Origin of the sequence: Mycoplasmopsis columbina (assembly GCF_900660685.1) — a bacterium.
GTDB lineage: Bacteria > Bacillota_I > Bacilli_A > Mycoplasmatales > Metamycoplasmataceae > Mycoplasmopsis > Mycoplasmopsis columbina.
In genome coordinates this window covers 15,705-40,450 of record NZ_LR215041.1, presented here as the reverse complement: position 1 = coordinate 40,450, position 24,746 = coordinate 15,705, and the positions used below count along the sequence as shown (strand labels likewise).

General features: G+C 28.2%; 13 protein-coding genes. 6 read left to right on the top strand and 7 right to left on the bottom strand.

Translation table 4 applies throughout. From position 1 onward, the window contains the following. The first annotated feature begins 48 nt into the window (after positions 1-48). The 6 genes from EXC37_RS00155 to EXC37_RS00130 all read left to right on the top strand — a co-directional run bounded on the left by EXC37_RS00155 (position 49) and on the right by EXC37_RS00130 (position 6,095). Positions 49-2,208: an ATP-dependent Clp protease ATP-binding subunit gene (locus EXC37_RS00155; protein WP_029892028.1), complete on the top strand. Its 2,160-nt coding sequence runs from the start codon at positions 49-51 to the stop codon at positions 2,206-2,208. A 94-nt stretch (positions 2,209-2,302) separates the two neighbouring features. Further along, positions 2,303-3,277, top strand: a complete 975-nt coding sequence (locus tag EXC37_RS00150) for a ribose-phosphate pyrophosphokinase (protein WP_029892029.1) — start codon at positions 2,303-2,305, stop codon at positions 3,275-3,277. After that, positions 3,258-3,917 carry a 16S rRNA (guanine(527)-N(7))-methyltransferase RsmG gene (gene rsmG / locus EXC37_RS00145; protein WP_029892030.1) on the top strand — a complete coding sequence of 220 codons (660 nt, stop codon included), beginning with the start codon at positions 3,258-3,260 and terminating at the stop codon, positions 3,915-3,917. Before EXC37_RS00150 ends, rsmG begins: the two co-directional genes overlap by 20 nt. Before the next feature lie 96 nt (positions 3,918-4,013). Next, positions 4,014-4,343, top strand: a complete 330-nt coding sequence (locus tag EXC37_RS00140; protein ID WP_029892031.1) for an MG284/MPN403 family protein — start codon at positions 4,014-4,016, stop codon at positions 4,341-4,343. Beyond that, on the top strand, positions 4,324-5,682 hold the full coding sequence (locus EXC37_RS00135) for an MHO_1580 family protein (RefSeq protein WP_369122565.1): 1,359 nt from the start codon (positions 4,324-4,326) through the stop codon (positions 5,680-5,682). The genes EXC37_RS00140 and EXC37_RS00135 overlap by 20 nt, the downstream gene beginning before the upstream one ends. Then, the gene (locus EXC37_RS00130) at positions 5,682-6,095 is read left to right on the top strand and encodes an MHO_1590 family protein (RefSeq protein ID WP_029892033.1); all 414 of its coding nucleotides are present in this window, start codon (positions 5,682-5,684) and stop codon (positions 6,093-6,095) included. Before EXC37_RS00135 ends, EXC37_RS00130 begins: the two co-directional genes overlap by 1 nt. A 21-nt stretch (positions 6,096-6,116) precedes the next feature. Here EXC37_RS00130 and EXC37_RS00125 read toward each other — a convergent pair whose 3' ends face one another. From EXC37_RS00125 to msrA, 7 genes are all read right to left on the bottom strand, one after another. Then, positions 6,117-7,430: an ABC transporter ATP-binding protein gene (locus EXC37_RS00125; protein ID WP_029892034.1), complete on the bottom strand. Its 1,314-nt coding sequence runs from the start codon at positions 7,428-7,430 to the stop codon at positions 6,117-6,119. After that, positions 7,423-9,318, bottom strand: a complete 1,896-nt coding sequence (locus tag EXC37_RS00120) for an ABC transporter ATP-binding protein (RefSeq protein ID WP_318023698.1) — start codon at positions 9,316-9,318, stop codon at positions 7,423-7,425. Before EXC37_RS00120 ends, EXC37_RS00125 begins: the two co-directional genes overlap by 8 nt. A 9-nt stretch (positions 9,319-9,327) precedes the next feature. After that, positions 9,328-10,308, bottom strand: coding sequence for an ABC transporter permease (locus EXC37_RS00115; RefSeq protein WP_006608411.1), 981 nt, complete (start codon positions 10,306-10,308; stop codon positions 9,328-9,330). A 12-nt stretch (positions 10,309-10,320) separates the two neighbouring features. Continuing rightward, complete coding sequence (locus EXC37_RS00110; protein WP_029892036.1) at positions 10,321-11,406, bottom strand: ABC transporter permease; 1,086 nt, start codon at positions 11,404-11,406, stop codon at positions 10,321-10,323. 1 nt (position 11,407) lies between these two features. Then, positions 11,408-14,254 carry an ABC transporter substrate-binding protein gene (locus EXC37_RS00105; protein WP_029892037.1) on the bottom strand — a complete coding sequence of 949 codons (2,847 nt, stop codon included), beginning with the start codon at positions 14,252-14,254 and terminating at the stop codon, positions 11,408-11,410. An 11-nt stretch (positions 14,255-14,265) separates the two neighbouring features. Continuing rightward, entirely contained in the window at positions 14,266-23,949 is a 9,684-nt protein-coding gene (locus EXC37_RS00100) for a PDxFFG protein (protein WP_029892038.1), read from the bottom strand. Between the two features lie 262 nt (positions 23,950-24,211). Beyond that, on the bottom strand, positions 24,212-24,697 hold the full coding sequence (msrA, locus tag EXC37_RS00095) for a peptide-methionine (S)-S-oxide reductase MsrA (protein WP_029892039.1): 486 nt from the start codon (positions 24,695-24,697) through the stop codon (positions 24,212-24,214). Between the last annotated feature and the right edge of the window lie 49 nt (positions 24,698-24,746).

Here is a 24,746-nt window from a genome sequence, read left to right as displayed (position 1 = left end):
AACTATTAAAGTGCTAAAATTAACTATATAAATTTTCAAGGAGGTTTTATGGATTTTAATAACTTAGATGAACTTTTTAATTTAAACGGAAATAAAAATAGCAATAAAGAAGACGTTTTAAAAAAATATGGAAGAAATTTAACAGATTTAGCTGCAAGAAATGAACTAGATCCAGTAATTAATCGTGATGATGAAATTCGCCGTATGATTAGAATTTTAAGTAGAAAAACTAAAAATAATCCTGTTTTAGTGGGTGAACCTGGAGTTGGTAAAACTGCTATAGTTGAAGGTCTTGCTCGAAAAATCATCGAGGGGCAAGTTCCTGAAAATTTAAAAAATAAAGATGTTGTTGAACTTGATTTAGCAAGCATGATTGCTGGAGCTTCATATCAAGGACAATTTGAACAAAGAATAAAAGAAGTTTTAAAAAGAATTGAAGAATCTAACGGCGAAATTATTGTTTTTATTGATGAAATTCATATGTTAGTTGGAACCGGTAAAAATGCTGACGGTGGTATGGATGCTGCTAATATTATCAAACCACTAATGGCTCGTGGTAAATTACACTTAATTGGTGCAACAACTTTCGACGAATATAGAAAATATATTGAAAAAGATGCTGCGCTTGAAAGACGTATGCAAAAAATTGATGTTTTTGAGCCTTCTGTTAATGACACAATAACCATATTAAGAGGTATTAAAGATCGTTTTGAAAATTTTCACAATGTAAAAATTCAAGATAACGCTTTAATTGCTGCTGCTAAATTGAGTGCAAGATATATTTCTGATCGTTTTCTTCCAGATAAAGCTATTGATTTAGTAGATGAAGCCGCAGCAACTATCAAAACGGAAATTAATTTCCAACCTGAAGAATTAGAAAAAGCAAAACAAGCTATTGCAAAGCTTCAAATGGAAAAAATTGCTTTAAGCAATGAGAGTAAAAATAAACATTCTGAAAGAATTAGTATCTTAAATGATGAAATCAAAAATTTAGAAAATAAAGTTTCTTCTTTACAAAATCGTTGAGACAATGAAAAACAAAGATTAAATTACTTATCACAACTTAGAAGTAATTTAGATAATCTACAACATGCTTTTTCGCTAGCGCAAAGTGAAAGTAATTTTGAAAGAGCCTCAAAAATAATGTATGTCGAAATACCAAAATTAGAAAAAGAAATTCAACTTAAAGAGGAAGAATTAAACAGTCAAAAAAATTCTTTAATTAAAGATAGCGTTACTCCTGAAGAAATTGCACAAATTGTTTCCAAATGAACCAATATACCTGTAAACAAGCTTCTTGAGGCAGAAAAAGAAAAATTATTAAATCTTGAAGCAGAACTATCTAATAAGATTAAAGGTCAAGAGGAAGCTATACGAATTGTAAGTCAATCTATTTTAAGATCAAAAGCAGATATTAATGACCCAAATCGTCCTCTTTCTTCTTTCTTATTTATCGGACCTACAGGAGTTGGAAAAACAGAACTTGCTAGATCATTAGCTTATTCACTTTTTGATGATGAAAAACAAATTATTCGCTTAGACATGTCTGAGTATATGGAAAAACATTCTGTTTCTAAAATAATTGGTGCTCCTCCAGGATATATTGGTTATGATGCATCTAATTCATTAACTGATAGAATTAGAAAAAATCCTTATAGCATTTTATTATTGGACGAAATTGAAAAAGCTCATAAAGATGTTTTAAATATATTGTTACAAATTTTGGATAATGGTGCTATTCACGATTCAAAAGGTAGATTGATTAATTGTCGAAATTTAATAATTATTATGACTTCCAATTTAGCTGCAAGTACTATTATTGACGGAAAAAACGATAATAAAATTAGAGATGTTTTATTAAAACATTTAACACCAGAATTTCTTAATCGAATTGATGAAATTGTCAAATTCTTACCATTAGAAAATAAAGCAATCGAAGAAATTACCAAATTAGAATTAAATAAACTTGCTAAAAGAGTTAATGAATCAAAAAATATTGACTTAGAATTCTCTCAAAAAGTTATTTCTTTCATTTCTAAAAAGGCCTATGATCAAAATTTTGGTGCCCGTCCAATTAAAAGATATATTCAAAATAATTTAGAATATCTTTTAGCCCATCAAATCATTGAAGGTTCATTAGTTTCTGAAAAAAAATACCTTGTAGATTTAGTTGCTGGTAATTTTAGCATTGTTGAACTTAGCAAATAATTGCTAAGTTTTTTCTTTTGTTTTCTAGAGGACTTTTTTAAAGTTAAAAAAGTAAAAAAATAATATAATTAAACCATTAATTATTAGGAGAAATATGAATTCAAAAAATGTTATTTTGTTTGGAATGCCTAACTGCATTCCATTAGCAGAAAAAATTTCTAAAAAACTAAATATCAAACTTTCACACATTACTAAAACTACATTCGCTGATGGTGAAACAATGCTTGTTAGTGATGATAAAGTTAGAGGCCAAGATGTTTATGTTGTTGCAAGCACTTCAAGACCAGTAAATCAAAATGTAATGGAACTTTTGCTTTTTATAGATTCTTTAAAAAGAGCTAGCGCTAAATCCATAAACATTGTTTTAACATACTATGGGTATGCAAGACAAGATCGTAAAGAAAATGGAAGACAACCTATTGGAGCAAAATTAATTGCAGATTTAATTCAAACAGCGGGCGCTTCTAAAATTGTTGCTGTTGATTTACATAACCCAGCTATTCAAGGATTTTTCAACATTCCTATTGACGATTTACGTGGATCATATACTTTAGCGAAAGCTATTAAGGCATCTAAAGATGATTTTACAGTTGTTTCACCTGATCACGGTGGTACAGTAAGAGCTCGTAAATTAGCTGAATTAATTTCTGAAACATTGAAGATTAGTATTATTGATAAGCGTAGAGTTGGTACTAATCAAACAGAAGTAATGGGACTTATTGGTAACGTCCAAAATGAAAACGCTGTTATTATTGACGACATTATTGATACTGGTGGAACTATTTTAAAAGCGGTAGACACTTTAAAAGCTAATGGTGCAAAAAAAATTGTTGTTGCTGCTACACACGGTTTATTTACTAAAGGATTTGAAATGTTTGAAAATAATCCTAATGTTGAAAAAGTTATTGTTACCGATTCAATTGATAACTCTGAGCTTGCAAACAAATTTAGTAAACTTCATATCGTTAGTCTAGATAATTTCCTTTCTGGCGTTATTAAATGTCATATTGAAGGTGATTCAATTTCAAAACTTTATCAACAATTTGCTGATGAAATCAGAAGTAATTAATAAACTAGATAAATATGCCGAGTTAATTCATGAAAAGAATCAAGTTATGAATATAACTGGCTTTAAAACTTTAGAAACAATTAAAAAAGAGGGAATTGAAGATTCTCTTCTTGCTTTTAATTACCTTAAAAATAAATTTTTGAATCCTAATAAAACAATTAAACTTCTTGACATAGGAGCTGGTGCAGGCTTTCCTTCTTTACCTTTTTTAATAACAAATACAGAACAAATTGATTTAACTATTATGGAGAGTCAAACAAAAAGATGCAACTTTTTAAATAATGTTGCATCTAATCTCAATTTGAAAGTTGAAATACTAAATTTAAGAGCTGAAGAAACTAGAAAATGAGCCAATACTTTTGATTTTGTAACAGCAAGAGCTGTATCATCAATTAAAAATATGTATCTTATGGCTCATCATTTGTTAAAAAATGAAGGTTATTTTTATCTTCTTAAAGGACAAAATTATCAACAAGAATTAAATGAATTTTTGAAGTCTTTTCCTAATAAACAAAAAGATATTATAGTTCATGATTACACTAATGTATTAGACCAAAAATCTTATATTATCATGATAAAGAAAAGCGAAAAAACCCCTTCATCTTGACCATTAAAGTGAAAACAAATTATCGAATATTAGAATAAACACTTGTTTATTCTTTTATTTTTCTCATTTTTTTCCACTTTTCCCTTTCTCTTTGAATTAAACAATACATATTATATGAAAGGAGATTAAATGAAATTAAATTACTTTTCTAATATGTCAAGTAAAGAAAAATATAAAACCGTTCAATACATATGTAATATTGAAAAATTAAATGATAAAAACTTTCAATTGGCTAGTCATAATCAAAACAATATTATATCCGCAGGACTAAAACCAGTAAATAAGCTAAAGAAAACATTAGCATTACTATCAAAACATAGTAAATTAATTATTGAAAAAGATTTCTTGAATAAATATGGAGACAAAAGGTGAATGGATGATTTATTTTCTAAGGCAACTTATTATAAATACAAAAATAATGCAGTAGAGGAGTTTCTTTATTTTTATCTTAACCAATAACACCACAGCAATAAATAATCCTGCTGTTGTTGCTAAAAACATCTATAAACAAGGTACTCTAGAAAAATATGAATGATTTTTATCTAAAGGAAATCGTTCTAAAAATATAAATAGTTCATCTAATAAATTTATAAATCCGCATACTTTTATTACATTTCACAAAATGTATGAAACAAATAACTTTTTTGCCAATGTTTCAATATTAGTCGAAGAATCTGAACTTAAAGATGTTAAAAATATAAATCTGTCTATAAATAATAAATATATTGACGAAAATCTCTATAAAAATGCTATTTACGAAGATATTTATGATGGTTCATTTTTAAATTTAGCTCTAGAAAATTATGTAAATTTGAATGATCACAAATATAAATTATTCTCTATTAAATTAAGACCTGAAATTTTAGGCATTAATTTAGAAGAACTCGAAAATTTTACAGTCACTATTGATACTAAGAATGATATTCCTTTTCATTATTTTCAAATTAGAAAAAGAAATAAGGATTTAAATCCTTTAGTTATTAACAAAAAAGTGAATGAATTAGCACAAATCAATATTCCTTATTTATGAACTTTTTCTATTTCTAATTCCATGCAAAAAATGAAATCATTTAATGATAGGTTAGTTGTTAGAACATTGCCTTTTGATCAATTTAAACACAAAAGAGATTTATTGATAACTAATTATGATTCAAAATTTACGCATGATCCCAAAATAGCGAATGATGAATATACTGTTCCTCAGTGACCTCATCCAGAAGTAAAAAATTTTTCAATTAATGCTGAAAAATTTGCCAAATTTTATAAGTTTTATTATCAAAGTTGGCCTTTCCATAAAGGACAAGGAATTTATGAACTAAGTGCATTTGAAAACAACACAATTACTGAAGATACAAATTTAGATTATAAAATAACTAAAAATACTCATGAAATCAAAAAAGATGAGGAAATTTACTCTTTAATAAAAAAACATTATCTAAATAATTATTATGAATATGACTATGAAAATCAAAAATTAAGTTCTTCATCAAGAGAAACTGAGAAAGGATATATTATTCCTTATTCTTTCAAAGGTGAATTAATGTCTTCGTTCTTGTTGCAAGTAAATTACAGTGCCAAAAATAACAAAAAAGACTGATTAAAAATTATTGTTAATAGTCAACAAAATGTTCCTTTGCCCCTTTTAGACAGTGAAATAGGAAAAATAAAAATTCATGGAAAATTTGAAGAATCTTCTTTTTCTAAAGAATTTAAATATAAGGTAGATTTAACACAATCAGAAATTTTTGTTTCTACAGTTTTTAATGATCCGCTTAATTTTGAAAATTGGAAGGCATAATGAAAAAACGTAAAAAAATTTTTTTAAGTATAGGTGCTATAGGAGCAATTTGCGCCATCACTATTCCGCTTGCCATGATTTCTCAAAAGAAAACAAAAGATGACAAATTAACTAAAATTGATAGCTTAAAAACATTTGACAACATTTTTCCTACTTTAAATGAAAAGAATTACTATAAATATATTCGTATAGAAAATGAAAAACCAGTTTTTGATATTAATGTAATACCAAAATTAATTAAAGATATTGTTGCCAATTTTCAAATTGGTGAAGGCGAACTATACTTTGACTATGAAATTGTTACAAATAGCACTATAAAACTTTATTTAAAGTGAATTGAAGATAAAAATGAAATAAGTGCAATTTACAATTTAAGTACTTCTTTTGACGGAATTACTATTGAAAAAGCATAATAAAAAGCGGGTTTTCCGCTTTTATTGTTTGTTTTGAAGTTCTTTGAATAATTTTAATTCTTGATCTGTTGCTAAAACAAAGTGTTCGTTTCCAACATTTTGTCATTTTGGTTGATTTTCTTCATCGTATTCATGCATTGCTGGATCATAGATATATCCTAGTAATGATCCTTTTTTACTTTCAATTGAAGGTACAGCATCTAATAAACTTTTTGTGTAAGGATGATATGGATTTTTAATAATTTCCTCTGCAGGACCTACTTCAAGTAAAACCCCTTTGTTAATAACAGCAATTCTATCTGAAATATATTCAACCATACGTAGATCATGAGCAATAAAGAGAATAGTTAAATGATATTTTTCCTTCAAATCATTAAAGATATTAATTACTTGTGCTTGAATAGAAACGTCTAAAGCAGAAATTGGTTCATCGGCTATTAATAATTTTGGTTGCAATACAACAGCTCTACAAATACCTAGACGTTGTTGTTGACCACCAGAGAATTCTAATGGATAACGATCCAATACTGATTCATCTAAACCAACTTGTTTTAAGATGTTTACAATCAATTTCTTTTTGCACTGTTTTTCACTTAAATTAGCATCTTTAATTCTTTGTTCTTTCTCTTGTTCATATAAGTTTAAAAATTCTTTATATTTTGCATTTTGAGTTGTTTTTTCTTTTAAAATCTCAAACATTTTTTCAAAATAAAACTTATATGATACTTCTACGTTTTTGTGTAATTCTTTAGCCACTTCTAAATAATCATCTACTATTGGTTTTAAACCTGCTGCTTCAATTTTTTCATTAATAGCGATAAAGAAATTGCTATCGTTACTTATCAAATAAATATATTTTGAGTTTTTTAAATTAGTTAATCCTTCTCCAACTACATCTTCAACATTTTTATATGGATTTAATGAGTTCGTTGGATCTTGAAAAATCATTTGTACTTTGTTAACCATAAAGTCAACAATTTTTTTATAAGCACCGGTTAATTTAGGTGTTTTATCTATATTTTTAGGAATAACTCTATCAAGAATTTTAATATATCCAAATGAATGTGGTGTAAGTCCAATTAAGGCTCTACCTGTAGTAGATTTTCCAGAACCAGATTCACCAACAAGTCCTAAAACTTCCCCATCATAAATATTTAAATTCAAATCTTTGATTGCTTGGAATTTTTTAGTTCCATAACCATAATCAATATCAAGATTTCTAATTTCTACTAGCACTTTTTTGTCTTTAGGGTCTAACATTTCGTTAGTACCTTCTAAAATAGGACGACAAATTTTTTTACCAAATTTGCCTTTTTCACAATAGAATTTAGACATTTTTTTCACCTTCAACTTTATTTAAAATTTCTTGATTATGTTTCTTTGCTTCATCTTGATAATGATTATAAATTTCTTTAGCTACGCTTGTTTGATTGTTGTGAGCAATATCTAAAGAACGATAGTATTTATTTCAAAGTTTCTGAATAATTAAAGGAGGATTATAAACAGGAGCTTGTGGATTTAATAAATTTGATTTTACAAAGTGGGTAGGAGAAATTTGATAGAACGGTGGTTCTTCTTCAAAATCCACACCAAGTGCATAATCATTACGTACTGCAAAGGCATCACCTGAAATTTTATTTAAACTTGAAGGCACAGCTCCTTTAATCACTTGCAATCTTTCGTTTTTGTTAAAATCAGGCATTGAAACAATTAATCCTCATGTATATGGATGCTGTGGATGAATAAGAATTTCTTCTTTTGTTCCACTTTCCACAATTTGTCCTGCATACATAATATTAATAAAATCTGAAATTGATGAAACTACACCTAAATCGTGAGTAATAAACACAATTGCGATTTTGAATGTTTCTTGTAGTTCTCTAATAACATCTAATACAAGTGCTTGCACTGTTGGATCAAGTGCAGTAGTTGGCTCATCCATAACCAAAATTTTTGGTTTTAAAGAAACTATAGACGCAATAGCAATACGTTGAATCATTCCACCAGAAAGTTCATGTGGATAAAGTTTCATAACTTTTTCAGGATTGTTAATTTTTGTTAATTTTAAATACTTGATAGCTTCTTGATAAGCTTCTTTTTTGTTTTTAACAATTTTGTTAATTAACATTCCTTCCATAATTTGTTTTCCAACTTTCATTGTTGGATCAAGAATTGACATCGGGTTTTGGAAAACAGCAGAAACTATTCTTCCTCTTAATTTTGATTTTTCTCAATTGTAAGGAGTGAAATTTTGGACTTCTAGACCATAAAGTTTCACTTTTCCGGATTCAATAATTGCGTTTGAACCTGTTAATCCATAAAGTAAAGAGGTAATAACTGATTTTCCAGAACCAGATTCACCAATAACAGCGTGAACTTTTCCTTCATAAATTTTTAATGATGAACCTCTTAAAACAAGATTTTTTTCTTTTGGATTAGCGGGATTTTTAAATGTTAAGTAAATATCTTCAATTTCTGCAGCTACTTTTAATTTTTCACCAAATACAATTTCTTCTTTTGCTGAATCGATGTATTTTTGAAAATCAAATTCTTCTTTTGCTAATTCAGTTTTTTTCTCTTTTGATAAGGTTAGATATTTAATACCTTTACCAAGTTTTTTAAAATTATTGACTAAGTTGTGTCCAAAGTCTTTAAAAGCTCTTAAAGTAGATTTTTTCTCATCTTTTCTTACTGTGAAAATATCTTTTGGTGCTTCTTTATTATTTCAAATAATTGGATTTTCGAATAATTGACTATATCCTTTTGAACTCTTAACATCTGTTTCATTTAGTTCAAATTCTGCTAAGTACGCACTTCTATAATTTACTTTTTCTACCTGTTTTGTAGAACTTTTTGCTTCTTTTATAGTTGTTGTTTCTCTAGATACTTTATTTTGAGAACTTTCATTAATTTTATTTAAGTCTCTTAAATCAAATTCTTGAGTTTTTACTCTTTCTAATGTTTCTTGACTTGGAACAATGTTTAAAATATCTTTGTCAGTGTTTGGATCTAAAGTAATTAATTTAGTTACTAACTGTTCAACATCTTCAATAGTTTCGCTTCTTCTTATTACTGTAGTTTCTTGTGTTGCTTCTAAATTAATTCTTCTTTTTCTTCTTTTAGCTTCTTGCGCTAAGTCTTCAGCTTTTGTTGAATTTTTAAGTAAAGATGTTTTTGGAACATCTTTTAATTTATAAGATTTTTTAATTGGAGTAACTTTCATTTTTCTCTCCTATCTTTGTCTTAATAAACTATCCTGTACAGAAGCTGACATTAATTGAATTGAGGTAGTAACTAACACAAGTGTAAATGAAGGAACTAATACATATCTTGGATATGATAAGAAGACTTTTGAACCTTCATTAATCAAGTTTCCTAAAGTTGGAATTGATGGTATTGAAAGACCAATGAATGCAAGTGATGTTTCTGAAAGAATAACACCTGGAATTGCAAACACAATTTCAGTAACAAGAATTGGTACAACAACTGGTAAGTAATTTAGTAACACTTTATAAGTTGGTGTACCTAAAATTTTCGAAGCATTAACTCACTCGAAGTTTTTGGCACGTAAAACTTGTGAACGCATTTGGTTTGCAATTCCTGTTCATGAAGTAAACGAAAGAGCAAACACAATAACTCAGAAAGTTGGTTTTAAAACAATAGTAATAACAATCAAAATAATAATAGATGGAACGTTTGAAATAATTTTAATAAAGAAAGTCATGATTTTATCAAACATTCTAAAATGACCCATTGCAATTCCAATTGCTAGTCCAATTGAAACTTCAATTAATGTAACAACAAATGATAAGGCTAATGAATATCTTAATCCTCATCAAAGACGAGCTCATAAATCCCGTCCCAATGAGTCAGTTCCTAAAATATGATTTTCAGTGAAGAAAGTGTAATAACTTTTATCTTTATCTATGATTGTTGGATCTTCCGTGAAGAAAGGAATAATGATTGCTAAAACAATTAGAATTAATAAAGTAACTAAACCAAAAACTCCAGCAAATGAACGACTAAAACGATAGAAAAATTCTTTTAATGGTGATTGTCTTTTATGTAAAGATGATGTTTCATAATATTCAAAAATGTCTCCAATTATTGCCCATTTTTGATGATTGAAAGGTTGTAATAATGCGTTGGGCGCCATTTGCGCACCATGTTCATTATTAGCTGCAATTTTTTTAGATTTTCTAAATAATGCCATCTAAAATCCTTTCTATCCTCTTTTTCTCACACGTGGATCAATAATTTGGTAAAGAGCATCACGTAAAGTATATGAGAGAATGGTCAATAATGAGAATATTGTTACCATGAATAAAATGATGTTGTAATCTTTAGAGGTAATTGCTTGTAAAAGCAATCCTCCTGAACCTGTTATGAAGTAAATTTGTTCAATGAAAAGTGAACCAATAAATGAACCGAAAATAACTACTGGGAAAAATGTTGCAATTGGGAAAAGTGATGGTTTAAGAGCATGTGTTCAAACGAATCTACGTTTTGTTAACCCTTTTAAATAAGCAAATTTAGCATGCTGTGAATTTAATTCACGATTTAGCTCAACTCTAATGTATTTAATATACACAATGATTGATCCTAGTGATAAAGCTAGTCCGGGAAGAATATAGGTTGCTATATCTTTTTCATTAAATAAATAAGGTAAATTTAACGAACGCCCTATTAGCAACAATCAAAGTGCAAAGACGAGTGATGGAATTGAAGAGAAAATTGAAACAATTAATGTTGCTAAATGATCTGGTAATTTATCGGGGTTCATACCTACATAAACACCTAAAGGAATACCGATTAATAAAGTTAATCCAACTGAGAAAATTCCCACTAAGAAACTTTTGAAAAATCTAACTCATATAAAATCATTAATTTGTGTTCCAGGGAAAACTGACAATGAAATTCCGAAATCCCCTCTTAATAAGTTTCCTAAGTATATTCAATACCTTTGAACTAAAGGTAAGTTCAATCCATATTTTTGCTCCACTGCCGCTTTAGCAGCGTCATCTAATCCCGCTGTAATTGTGGTTGAACCAGGAATTGAATTAATTAAGAAGAATGTTATTGTAATAACAATTCATGCTACAACAATAAACTCTAAAAACATTTTTGCTACTTTAAATAAGGTTTTTGCGGTTGTTGATTGAGGATTTAATAATTTTCAATATCAACTAACGTGTTTCTTAATCCGACCCGTAAAGTCAATGTATTTATTAACTACTTTGACTTTTTGCTTTTTTTCATTTAAAGCATCGATCGAATCAACAAATTCATAATTTTGTTTAATCTTTGCCATATTAGTTACTATCCTTTATTACTTTTGGTAAGTTAGGTCTTGGAGGTTTGAAAATATCATAAGCAAATTGTAATGAATAACGGAACAAGCTATCAACACCATTAACACGCGAAATTTCTCAGTATGTATCAACCTCAATTAAAGGTACAACAGGTGCACCATCACGAATAATTTTTTCCATTGCAGTTATAACCGCAAAAACTCTTTTTTCTGTTCATTTTGCAGTTTTTTCTTCATCAGTAAATTGATTTGAGAAGAAAGCAGATGTTCTTTTTGTGTAATCTGCTATTGATTCATCATCTTTTTTAAATGAAAGCTCTAAAACTTTTTCAAAAACATCATCATCAACTCTGAGTCTTTCTTTTAATTTATAAACTAACTCTGGTTTATCTGAAATTACTTTGCCACTTGTCTTGTCATATTTGTAACCAAATTCACTAAAGTATGTTTCATAAGTTCAACTTCCAGCAGGATTATTTCTAAATCCTGTGTTTTTGTTATTACTTTTATTAATTTCATCTGTTTTTAAAAATACATCAACATAACTATAAACATCTGTTCCAAATGAGTCAAAATTTCTGTATAAAATATCGTAATCACCTTTTGTTCTTGCATCTTCATAAACATTTTCTGGTAATCCCTTAATTTCAATTTCAATAAAATTACCAAATGCTTTTTTAAGTAAATCTTGAAGTGCTAAACCAGCATTTTGATGTTCGTCAGTTGAATTTGAAATATATTTCAATTTCACACTTTTAACATCTGGATGTTTTTCCTTAAAGGCCTCTAAATAAGCTCTAGCGACATCAAGTCTATAAGCTTTATCATCTCTTTCAAGATATTCAAAATTATATCTTTTTGACAAGTGATCTAGATGTGTGTAATTTTGAACAGGAATTTTTCTATCTGCTCCTTCTGGATATTTTTCTACCAAGCTATAGTCATGATCGAATGCAACTTCAAGTGGATCTCCAAAACTTGATGCTGCATTACCGAAGGCTGTTCAAGTAATAACTGGATATGATGAGTTTCATCCAACAATATTTAAAACTTGATTTCTATCAATTGCATAGTAAATTGCATTTCTTAAATATCTATCATTTAATAAAGAATTTCCATTGGTTTCTTTATCAAGGTTAAATGCTAATCCAATTGTTCCAAATCCTGTTGATTTAGTCATAAATGGTCTATAAGCTTTTGATGTTCAGTATGTTAATTGTTGAACTGCTGGAATTCTTGTTGCGGCAATATATCCATCATCATACATTGCAGCATTAATGTTTGGATCGGCACTAAAGAAAATATTAATTTTGTTTGAAATGGTTTTATCTGCTGAATAATACTCTTTATTTTTAGCAAGTGAAATATATCCTTGAGCACCTAATTCTAAATCATCTAAGTTAAATGCTCCATTAGTTAAGAATGTTTCCTTGCTTAAACCAAATTGAGTTATTCCACCGATAGATTCGACAAATTTTCTATTAATTGGAACTAAATTAGATGTTAAATCTCTATAAACGTTATCTAAAGATGCAGGTTGGAATTGATCGTATTCAACTCTTAGTGAATATTCATCCATAGCAAGCACTCTATTTTTTCTATAACTTTTAGCTTTAAAGTTAACAATTGATTCATTATTTAAAACGTTTTCACCTTTATAGGCTGCATTTACAAGAGCATTGTAATTATCGGCTGTTTCAGGAGTATATTTTAAGTCAGCTGGTAATTTATCTCTTAATCTTCTGCTTGCTCTTATTAAATCTTGGAAGGAATCTCCATATTCTTGTCTTGGATCAGAATAAAGATATTTTCTAATTTGCACTGCTAAACGTTGTGGAATATTTTTTAATTCTTCTTCACTATGCTTAGCAGGCGAATAATCTGGATTGGCAAGCATTACAGTTGTAATTTCTGCATTAGGATCAAAATCAGGTGAATATGGAATTGCGCTTAAAATTTCTTCATTTGAATAATTTCAATAAAGTCTCCCTGATACTAAACCTAAGTCAAGTGCCGCCTTTTTAATTGCAGCTACTTCTGCTTCATCACCTTCGTTTTGTGAAGTTCATGGTTGATATTTTGGATTTAAAACATCATAAATTAATTCACCTTTTTCATTTTTAATTAATTCAGGATATGCAAAAGGATTTTGATATGCTTTTCCAAATTTTTTAAGATATGTTTGTTGTGCATCAATCACTTCTGAACTAGCTTTAATTTTAGATTTTAAAACATTAGTTTGATTTTGTGAACCAGTATTTAAATCTAAGATGTAGTGTAATGCATCAACGTAATCTTCAGCAAAAACTTTGTCTCCATTGCTTCATTTACTATTTCCTTCATTAAGTAACATAGTTAAAGAAAGAATATTGTTGTTGTTTGTAAAAATTCCTTGTACTGGTTGATATTCACTAGAATCTGAACTAATATTTCCTGTTGTTGCTCCAAATTGTTCTAGTGAGTAAAAACGCCCTGCATTTGAAGAAGGTGCTGAATGGTTTTCTAAGTATTCTTCCATAGAATTACTTGTGTCATCTAGCCCATAAATTCCAAATGGAATTTCAGGTAAATTTAATTCTTTCTTAAGTTTTTCATTAGGTCCACCTTTCAATGGACTTTCAACTAATGAAGGTAAAACTCTAGCTAAAGATGAAAATTTAATGTAATTTAAAGAGTTAATCGGCTCTGTTACTAATCCAAGATCATAATCTGTCTTTTTAATACGGAAAAATGATTGAAGACCAGGATTTCGATCATCATTTTTTGTAGAACAAGATGCACTTATTGCTAATGTAAGTGCACTTGTTACTGCACCAAGTGATAAGAATAATTTTGTTCTTTTTTTCATATTTTCCTTTCTTAAATTGCTCCGTTAAATTGATCTTTAATTGTGGCAATTGCTTTGTTATAGTATTTTCCATCAAATTCATCTTTAGAAGCTTTATGAATTGTTACAGGAGCTTGTTTAAATGTTTTACCGTTTTCTGAAACTGATTCAACATTTCCTAATTCTAATTCTAGTGCTTTAGTACCTTTTTTATCAGACGCAAAGTAAACATAGTATTGTTTACCTGGTGTCAACAATTTATTTCTATATTTTGATACAACCGCATAGTCAGTTACTCATGAAACAAATCCTTTTCCATTGTGTTGACCGTTTAAATCTTCAAAATTGTATTCTTCATCTTTTAAAGTGTGTTTTGCTTCTACATTACCTTCGTTATCAAGGCTTTGTGATTTGTAATAGAACATATTATTTGTGTTTTCTTTAATTAACTCAATAGTTTCTATTTCTCCACTTTCAAGATCTTTAAATGCTAAGTATTTTGCTTTATCGGCAATATCACTAGTTAAATATCCAAAAAAGGCAACAGCATCTTTATCCGTATTTCTTCAAATGGTAGATAAATTACGTTTTCCAACACCTTGTGCTTGAATATAAAATTCTCAGAATGCTTTAGGTCTATTTGTAACTTTTTCACCTTTTAAATCAGTAATTCTAATAGTGTCATCTTCAATTGCAACACCCTTATCATCATAAAGCTTAAAGTCTAAGATATCACGATATCATCTGTCCTTAAATCAACCATTATTAATTGATCTAAATTCCCCAAAATAGTTATTGTTATAATTGAATGCATCATTGAAATCTTGTTCATCAACGAAAACAGCAGGATTATATTTAAGGTCTAAATTACGTGCTTTGTCCCTTGCTTCTTGATCTAGATTTTGTTCATATTCATTAATTGATCTCTTAATACTTCCACGTCTTTCGCCTGTGTCATAACTAATTAAGGCGTCTTTTCATTTTTGTGTTGGCGTTCCATCAACAACATATTCTAATCCTGTTGTTGATTCTGAAAGACCTTTAAGATATGATGGTAAATTACCAAATTCTGCTCTTGAAGGTGAGTAAGTAATTTGTAAGTTATCACGGTTAATTATTTCTGATCAACTAAATGTATAATCACTAAATTTTTCATTAAATCTTCTATCTGTTTTTGATCCATAATAAGACACAACATCTTCTGAAGGACGACTTGTTTTAAATGCACCTGTTCCAACAGTTGCATAGAGATTAGCGAAACTTAATCTGTTAAATATTGCCGAAATATCACTCATTGTAGTGTATGTTTGTACTTCACCATTGAAAATCATTGCATCATACATTGAGAACTGTGCTAATGTTGGTTTTAATGTTGTGTTTCCTACAGTTACACTCATTTCAGAACTTAAATCTCTGTATGTTTGCAAGTAAGTTTCTAAATCAAACTCTCATTTTTCTGGATTTGGTTGTATTAAATTTAATCCGTTAACTTTATAAAGTCCATATCCGTAAGTTTGATCTAAGAATCATGCTAATTCATTATTATCTACAATATCTTGAATTGAAATATGGCTTGTAAATAATGCTAATTTACTTTCACTAAATCTCTTAATAATTTCATTTGCAACAACTTGTTCATCGGCTGAATTGGCAATACTTAAATAATGTTGCACTTCTTCAGCTGAAAGACTTGGTGTTTTTTCAACTGCTACTTTTAATGCTTGTTTAAAAGCTTCAAAATCAGAAACTTTTGTTTTAGCATAATCGATATCTCAATTTACAACTCTGTGTTCTTTATCTAATCTTGCTTTTTTAAGATCTAATGAAGTAAATTCAAAGAAGTCAGCATATTCATCAAATGTTAATTCTGCTCCTTTACCATTTTTATCATTTCCATATAGACCAAATAAATCATTTTCAAATGTTGAACCTAACGCTCTTGTATTAATTTTAAGAGTTTTAGTTTGTTCTCAGTTTGGAATTTCACCACTGAAATTACTATCCCTATCAACTAAAGTGCCATCTTCTTTTAAAGTTTGGAATAATGATTCTGCTCTAATTCCAATGTTGTCAGCTTGAATTCCACTTAAGTTTTTAAGAGCATTTTTAAGTCCAAAGAAATCAAGAACTTCTTGAGATCAACCATCAAATGCAATAACTTTTTCAAGATTACTTGCTTTCGCATTAACAATATATTGATGATCTCTATCTAAGAATGATACATATCCTCTACCACCATTTGATATAGATGTAAAGGTACGTGTTGATCACATAGCAGTTAAAGCCCTTGCCATTTCGTTTGGAATTTGAGCTTCGTCATAATCACCAGGGTTTACATAGAATTGTGAAGTAGTTAAACGGAAATTACGTAATCTTGCTGTTTCATTACTATTTATGCTTCCGTCTAAATTGTAACTAGTAATTGGTAATGAAGATCTTGCTCCTTGTTCTGGATCTCTTCCTAAAATCATGTCACGGTATGAATTAAAAGCTTGTTTACCATTTGCACTAGTATCATTACTAAAGAAAATATCTCTAACTTGTGGTCAATCTAATACTAGTTTAGGAGTAACTGTTAAATCAGTTGTTGGAGTATCTCATCCATTGATGTCATATCTTTGAACTATCAATGAATTAATAGTTTTTGCAACTTTATCAATTTCATCATTTACATAAGTTACAGAATTTGCATCATACAATGGATCATTTGGATCACCAAACTTAACATTTAATGGAATATTAACAATTCCTGTTCCGTCAGCATTTTTAACTAATACTTCTCTAATTAAGATGTATTTACCCTCTTCATTTCTTTCACCATCAACAATTTTTGGAACAACATTTCCATTAACTTCTTCAAATTGAATATCATTTCCTTGGCCATCTTTTAAAATGCCTTTTAAGATGTTTAAACTACCAGGAGTAAATAGATATGATCCATCTTCTTGTTTTACAAGGTATTTCGCAATACCATTAGTTACTGTTGGGTTTAAAGTACCTGAAAAATGATCAAGAGAATTCATAATTCATAAGTCTGAAGTTTTTAATAATTTTTCATTTTCTCCAGTTAAATTGTTTTCTTCTCTTCTTGCTTTGGCTGCATTTTTTAATCCATCAAAGTTTTGTAAGAAACGACGTTTATTGTTCAACATTGCTTTAATAATGTTGTTTTCTGAAAGTTGGGTTCCTCAAATTTCTTCTTCTGTTTCAGCCTTGTATTCTAATTCACCGCTTGCATTTATAGAAGGTAATTTGAATAATGGATATTCTCCATAATTTTTCTCAATAAATTCTCCCTCTAATAAACGATCACTATTCAATTCAAGATTGGTTCTAGCTTTTAAATAAAGATCAAAATTTAACTTGTTGTAATAGTTATTAATATTTGGTGATGCGCCAGGCAATAAGGCACTAATGAATAATGCTTCATCCGCTTTATTTCCTAAGTCAGAAGCAGCATTTAAAGTAAAGTGGTGTCCATATTCATGAGCTGCAACAAATTTTAAAAAGTCAATTGGTACACCTTTGAAATTTGGATCACTCATTTTAAGAATTGCTCATAAACCAATACGTGTATCACGAGTAAAGCCTAAATATGGTCCATTTTCAATTGAGTAAACAGTTTCACCCTCATCATTTATTTTAGTAACAATATGTTCTCCGTTTAATCACTCTGCTGCGTAAGGAACTCTTTTAATTAAAGTATCTAATAACCCTTGATAAGCATCATTGTAAAGTGAATAACCTTTTTCAGTTTTGTTTGTTACAACATTCTTTACATTTCCTTCTTCTTTTAATAAAGAAGGAACTACAACTTTTTTAAATCCAACTAACTTGAATGCCCTATCCAATGCATTTAAAACACCATCATCTTCTGTTGTTGCATCAACGTTAAATTTAGCATAGTATTGACTGAAGTCACCATCAAAACTTCTTTCATTTGATGATCTTAATTTTCTTAAAGTAAAGACAAGTTTTTTGCCTTCTTTCTTAATGTCAGTTAATTCAACTTTGTGAACTACTTTATTAATATCTTCAAGTGATGATGTTGCAGTTAAAAGACCTTTTTTAGTTAAAATGTTGATTAATTCAACTTGACTTGCTGCAGTTATTAATTGGTTTTCATTAGTTAATTCATCACCTAAATTAGTTGAATCAACTAATGAAAGTTGTTTTGCTTTTTTAAGAATTTCATTATTTCTAATGTTTATTAAGTTTTCTAAAGCTTGTTTAATAATTTCTTCATATGAAGCTATAACAGAATTATTTAGAGTAAAGTTACCATCTAAGTTTTTAGCATAATCAGTATATTCATTTATATAAGTATTTAATGCATCTAATGTTTGCCCGTATGCTTCATCTTGTTCAATGGCTGCGTTTAACAATTCGTTAGCTTGATCATATTGACTTTGATTTTCTTCATCTTCTTCAGCTTCTAATGTTAAACTTTGACCTAATGAACTTTCCGCTTCATCATACAATTCACCAAATGGTTCAAAATAGTTGTTATAAAGTTCTTGAACTGGTTCTAATTCTGCTTCTTTTTGTTCTTTTTCAGCACTTTTAGATACATATTCTTCATCTTCTTCATATGTATCAGGTTTTTCTTCTTGAATTTCTTCTAAACGTTCTTCAAGATTTTTAATTTCTTCTAATAAAACTTCTGCTGGTTCAACAACATTTTTATAGTGTTTATCATAAGCTTTACCAACTAACATTTTTAAAATGTCAACTGCGTGGTTTTCAATAACTAAGTCATTTTGAGCATATGCAAAAAAGCTTTCTGCATATTTATTTGCTGCATCTTGAATTTCTGAATTAGCCTCTAATTCAGCTAATTTGGTTACAACATCATTATATTTAGCATCAATTTTAATTAACTCTGCTTTTTTATCTTCTAATGAATAAATTTCCGCTTTTAAATCAGAAATTTTTACATCTAATTGCAATACTAAATCTTTTAAGTCAGCATCTTTTAACTGGTCTTTTGAAATTAAAGCATATCCTTTTAAAACAACTTCTTTATATAAAGTTTCTAATTGTTTTAAATAATCTTCTTCAGCTTTTTTTACTTCCTCATAGTGTTCAAATAATTGATCTTTCTTAGAACTAATTTGAATAATTGCATTTTTTACTTTATCAATTTCATCTTGAGTTAATTGAATTAATGAATCGGGGTTTTCAACATATTTTTTAAGTTCTTCTTTTGCTGTATCTTTTTGATCTTCATCATCAATATTTAAAGCTTCTAGAAGTTTTTCATAGAATGCACCTGAATCACTTGCATTAATTTCTTTAAATTTATTAAGTAATGTTTTTTGTTTTATATTTGGAAGATATTCTTCGGCAGCAGCTGTTAAATTGTCTACTTCTTCTTTAAAGTCTTCAGCTTCGGCATCAAAATTTACTTTTTCTTTAGCACTTTGAATTTTTGTTTTTGCTTGATTTATAGCGCTATTTTCGTCAGATAAATCTTTTAATAAGTTTTTAGCTTTTGAAATAATTTCATCATTTTCATTATATGAAGTCATTAATTGATTTAATTCATATCTTAAATTATCAACTGGTTTACCTTCAGCATCTTTGGGTTGGGTAGCAGAAATAATTGTTTCTTCAACTCTGGCATCTCTCAGTTCTTTGTAAAGTTTGTTTTCTGTTGCTTTAGATGTTGAAGCTTTTTGTTGAATTTCATTTAAAGCATTATCTGCTTCAACTTCATCAAGCAATGATAAAGCCTCATTTACAGTCGCTAAATCTTTTGTAATTTCTTCTAATTTATCTTTGTTTTCGTTATAGGTAGTTTTTGCTAAATTGTATGTATTTAATGTTGTTGTATATTCTTCTGCTTCATTCAATTTTTCATTTAATTCAGTGTTTGGACCTATAAAATCAATGAATTCAACAATTTTGTCCACTGCTGTTGTATTTTCACGATTAATATTACGTAAAATAGTTAAAGTGTTTAAAACTGTTTCATTATTTAAGGTTGATAGAATTGTTTCATTAAGACTAATTAAATCAGCATATGAACCTAAATTAGCATCTTTTTGAACTTTTAAATTATCTAAAACAGATTTTACGCCACTATTAAATAAGTTTTTAGTTACTGTAACTAATTGAAGATTATTTAGATTGTTTAATTCAGTTATTTTTAATGTTATTTGACCAAAAATACGTTCTTTTTCTTGATCATCTTCTGTTGCTTTATATTGATTTTCTAATTCTTTAATTTCGTTTGAAAGAGTTTTTACATCAATACTATCTTCAACTGATTGATGTAATTTATCTAACTCAACAAGAATTTCTGTAACTTTAGATAATTCATCATTATAAAGTGTTTCTAATTTAGCATCTAACGTTGTATTTTCATCATAATTATTTGAAGTTAATACATTATTCAATTCTTCAGCCACTGTAGTTAAAGCACTTTGAGCAGTGTTTTTATTTTCTTCTGCACTAGGTTTTTCAGATTCTAAACCGTTTTTTGTAGTTTCAAGCGATGTTCTTGTTACATCATCAGCAAAAACTGATTTATATTTGTCATATTTAACTTTTAATAAGATTCCTTCAGCACGTTGCATAAATCATGCTATATCTTTTTGTGCAACATTTTCTTTATATCTTTCTATTACTGAAGCTCTTTCTTTTTCATATTCAGCAACTACTTTTTGATAAGCTTCTAAAATATTTGCATCTGTAAATGATGGCGAATTAAGCAAGAAATTAATTTTAAAGTTTACAAAACGTGTATCCAAACTAAGAGCAAATGATTGCGCACTTTTTTCTTTATATTGTTCTCTTTCTTCAATCATTTTGTTCATCAATTTTAATGATTCTTCTAAAGCTTCTTTCATTTCAACTAAAACAGTTAATTGTGAGTAATTAATATTTTGATCTTTTACTGCTTCATTGAATATAGCTTCTTTTCCTGCAAATTTTGCAATAGCTAGAGAAACTTCTAATTGTTGATCTTGAGTTACATTGTCAATATTTTCTCTTAGTTTATTTCCTAGTTCAACTCTCTCTTTATCTAATGCTTTTAATTCTTCAAAAGCGGATTTCTTATCTGTGTCATTTAAAATTGGTTGCGCAATTCTATTAAAGTACGCTAAAAATCCTTCTTTATCTTTAGTATTATCACCGGCATTTGGATTACCATTTAAAGCTAATTCAAGATATTCTTTACCTTTTTCATATGATTTAGCAATAAAGAAATTAAATGATGATTCTCTTTGAGAAAAAACATCATAACCTAATAATTTGTAATTTTCAGGTAAACTAACTTGTTCTCTAGAAGCATCAAAATATTTACTTAAATAGTTTGAAACACTTGGATTTTGATTTTCTTCTGATACTTTTAGTGCTAGATGTTCATGATCATTTCTTTTGCTCTCAATTTCATTCAATTCTTTTGCTATATTTTTTAATTCTTCTTGAAGTTTGGTAAATTCAAATTTAAATTCAGTGTTTGGATTACTTTTATTAAATTCATCTTCTAATGAATGAAGATCGGTTGCATAAAGATATAGTTGTTTACCTTCACGATTAGTTTCATCATTTTTACTATCAAGAAAACCATTTAAGTTATAAAAATCTCTTCAATTTAATTGAGCATTTTTTGAAATTTCTTGTAGTGATTCAACACCTATTAATTGGTTTGGCAAATAAGCCAAATCATTTAAATAGTATGTTGTTGTTTCAAAATTGGTTGGTCTAAAAACAGCTCCATCTAAAATAGGTGTAGCAATTAGTTGTAATTTATTGTTATAATTGTGAGTTAATTCATTAAATTTATTTGCTAATTCTGCTTGTTCTCTGTACTTAGTATTTTCATCATTGAATTCAATGCCTGTTTTCAATTTTTTAACAAAATCTTCGTTTATAAGAGCATATTCCTCAGTCAATAATTTAAAAAGATCATCTAATTTTTCTTTATCATATCTAATTGTTTCAATATATGGATCAATAGTTTCTGATAAATTACCTAATTTTTCGTCTTTTTCAATTGTCAATTTAGTTAATTGTTGATTTAGTTCTTCTTTTGAAGGAGAGAATTCTGAGAGTTGAGTTTCTAGTTCTTGAATTTCAGTAACTAATGTTTCAATTTCTTGATCTAAATTTTCTTTTTCTTCTCTTTTTTCAGTTAACTCAGTTTCTTCCTCATCAGTTCTTGAATCTTTAGCTTCTAATTCATCAATTCTTGTTTGTAAAGTTGTTACTTGAGTGTCTTTTTCACTTTTTTCTTCTTCCTTGGTAGCTTTTGTTTCTTCAACTACTTTAATTTTTTCTAATTGTTCAACAACTTTTGCAATTTCTGGATATAAAGTTTTAGATAATTCATCATTTATTTCTAAAAATTTCAAATAAGCCGCATGAAATGTTGGTCATTTTGCTTCATCTAAATTAAATTTAGAAGCAATTTTTTCCAATTTATCTTCATATTCAGCGACTAAATCTAATAATGCGTTTTCAGCTTTTTTATATCCTTTTTTAATTGATTCAACTAATTCTTCATTTCTAATTGCAAAATTTTCTCCAGTGTTTTGTTTATATTCAATATCTTTAAATGACTTAAATACTTTGTATTCCGTACCATCGTCAAACACTAAATTTAAATATCTATCTAAAATAGTTTTTCTATCCACTGCCTCATTAGGATTAATTGATGCATAAGTAATAGTTTTTTCTTCTAAACTATTTAGATCTAAATCTTTCAATAAACCATATTCATCAACTGCTTCATATTCTTTAATTTTGTTTTTTAAGTTAATTTTTGCTTCTTCTAAAGAATTGCCATTTACAATCAATAAATATGGATTATTATTTTTAAATCTAGAAATTTCTACATTATCAACAGCTAAATCTAATAAGTTTTTTTCTCAATTTGGTTTTTTAAGAGCATAAACTTTATGACCAACTAATTGTCTTATATCTGTTATATTTCTAAAAAAATAAAATGACAATGTACGTGAACTTACATTGGCTAAACCATTATAAAGAGGAACTTTACTCAAGAAACTTGAAATACCATCATAGGTAAGTAAATTTTTATTAACTTTGTAGACAAGTGAATCAGGCCCATTTCCTGCACCACCTATTCCTGAATGAATTGGCAATGAACCGAAGAAGGCATCAGGGTAGAATGTAATTGTTGTATATTCTTTATTTGTATTAGCGTGCGCACCTAAAGTAATAGAATTACCATTTTGTTCAACACCTTTAACAATTGAAAATGATTTTAATGTAATAATTTCTGGTCCTCATGAAACATTAGTCATGAATCATCTAGTAAATTTAAAGAACTCAGCTGGGGATACAGCTTCAATATATTCATTAAAGAAATTAAATGATCCGTACTTAATGTTTAATATTGGCAGATTACGATTTTTTTTGTAATAATCAGTTAAATAAGTATCAACATCAACTATGTTGCCATTTCTATCTTTTACCTTATTTGTTTCTAAATCATATTCAGCTAACACACCACTTTTATCACCTGTTAAAAAATTTCCTTTGGCTTCTTTATCACTACCAACAAAAACATTTTTCAACTCTGAATCTTTTGTGGGATTATTTCTTCCTACTTTCTCATTTGAATTTAATGAATAACCATATAATGCACCTAAAGCAGCACCAATACCTGCAACTAAAATACCTGCAGATAAGGCATATTTAGGTCATACTAAGGTTCTAAAATTGAACTTTTTCTTACTCATAGAAGTCCTTTCATTTTAGTAGTTATCTAAAAAAGATGTACTAAGTCTAGTACATCTTTGATTTGTATTCCAAACACTTTTATTACTGTTTTTTAATCAAATAAAATACTAGAGTTTTACGCAAAAGAAGAATTTCCAAAAATGAAATTCATGAAAATTCAGTTAATCATGATTGAATTCTTCCTCATAAAATACTCTTTCTATTATTTATAAAATTTAAAGATAACTTTTCACATTATACCTTAAAAGCTAAAAAATGCATTTATTTTTTCATTTTTAAGTCAATATGACAATAACCATTTGGATTTTTATCTAAATAATCTTGATGATAATCTTCTGCAGCAAAAAAATTGTCCAACTCTGTCACTTCTGTTACAATTTTACTCTTAAAATTTTTGGCTATTTCATTTAAAGTATCTTTAATTACTACTTCATCTTTTTTGTCTATAAAATAGATACCATTTCTATATTGGATGCCTTCATCAGGTCCTTGTTTATTTAATTCTGTTGGATCAACTACTGTGAAAATTGCTTTAATTAATTCTGATAAAGTTGTTTCTTCATTATCGTAAGCGACTTTTACAGCTTCACTTGCTGTTGATCTACCTTCACACACATCTTGATATGTAGGAAATTCAATATTTGAATTAGCATATCCAACAGTTGTATCTAAAACTCCTTTTTGTAGCTTAAAAAAGGCTTCCACGCCTCAAAAACATCCCCCAGCAAAATAAATTATTTTTTTCATTTTTCTCCTCGTTTGCTTCTTAACTAATAATTCTTCTAGAATTAAAGTT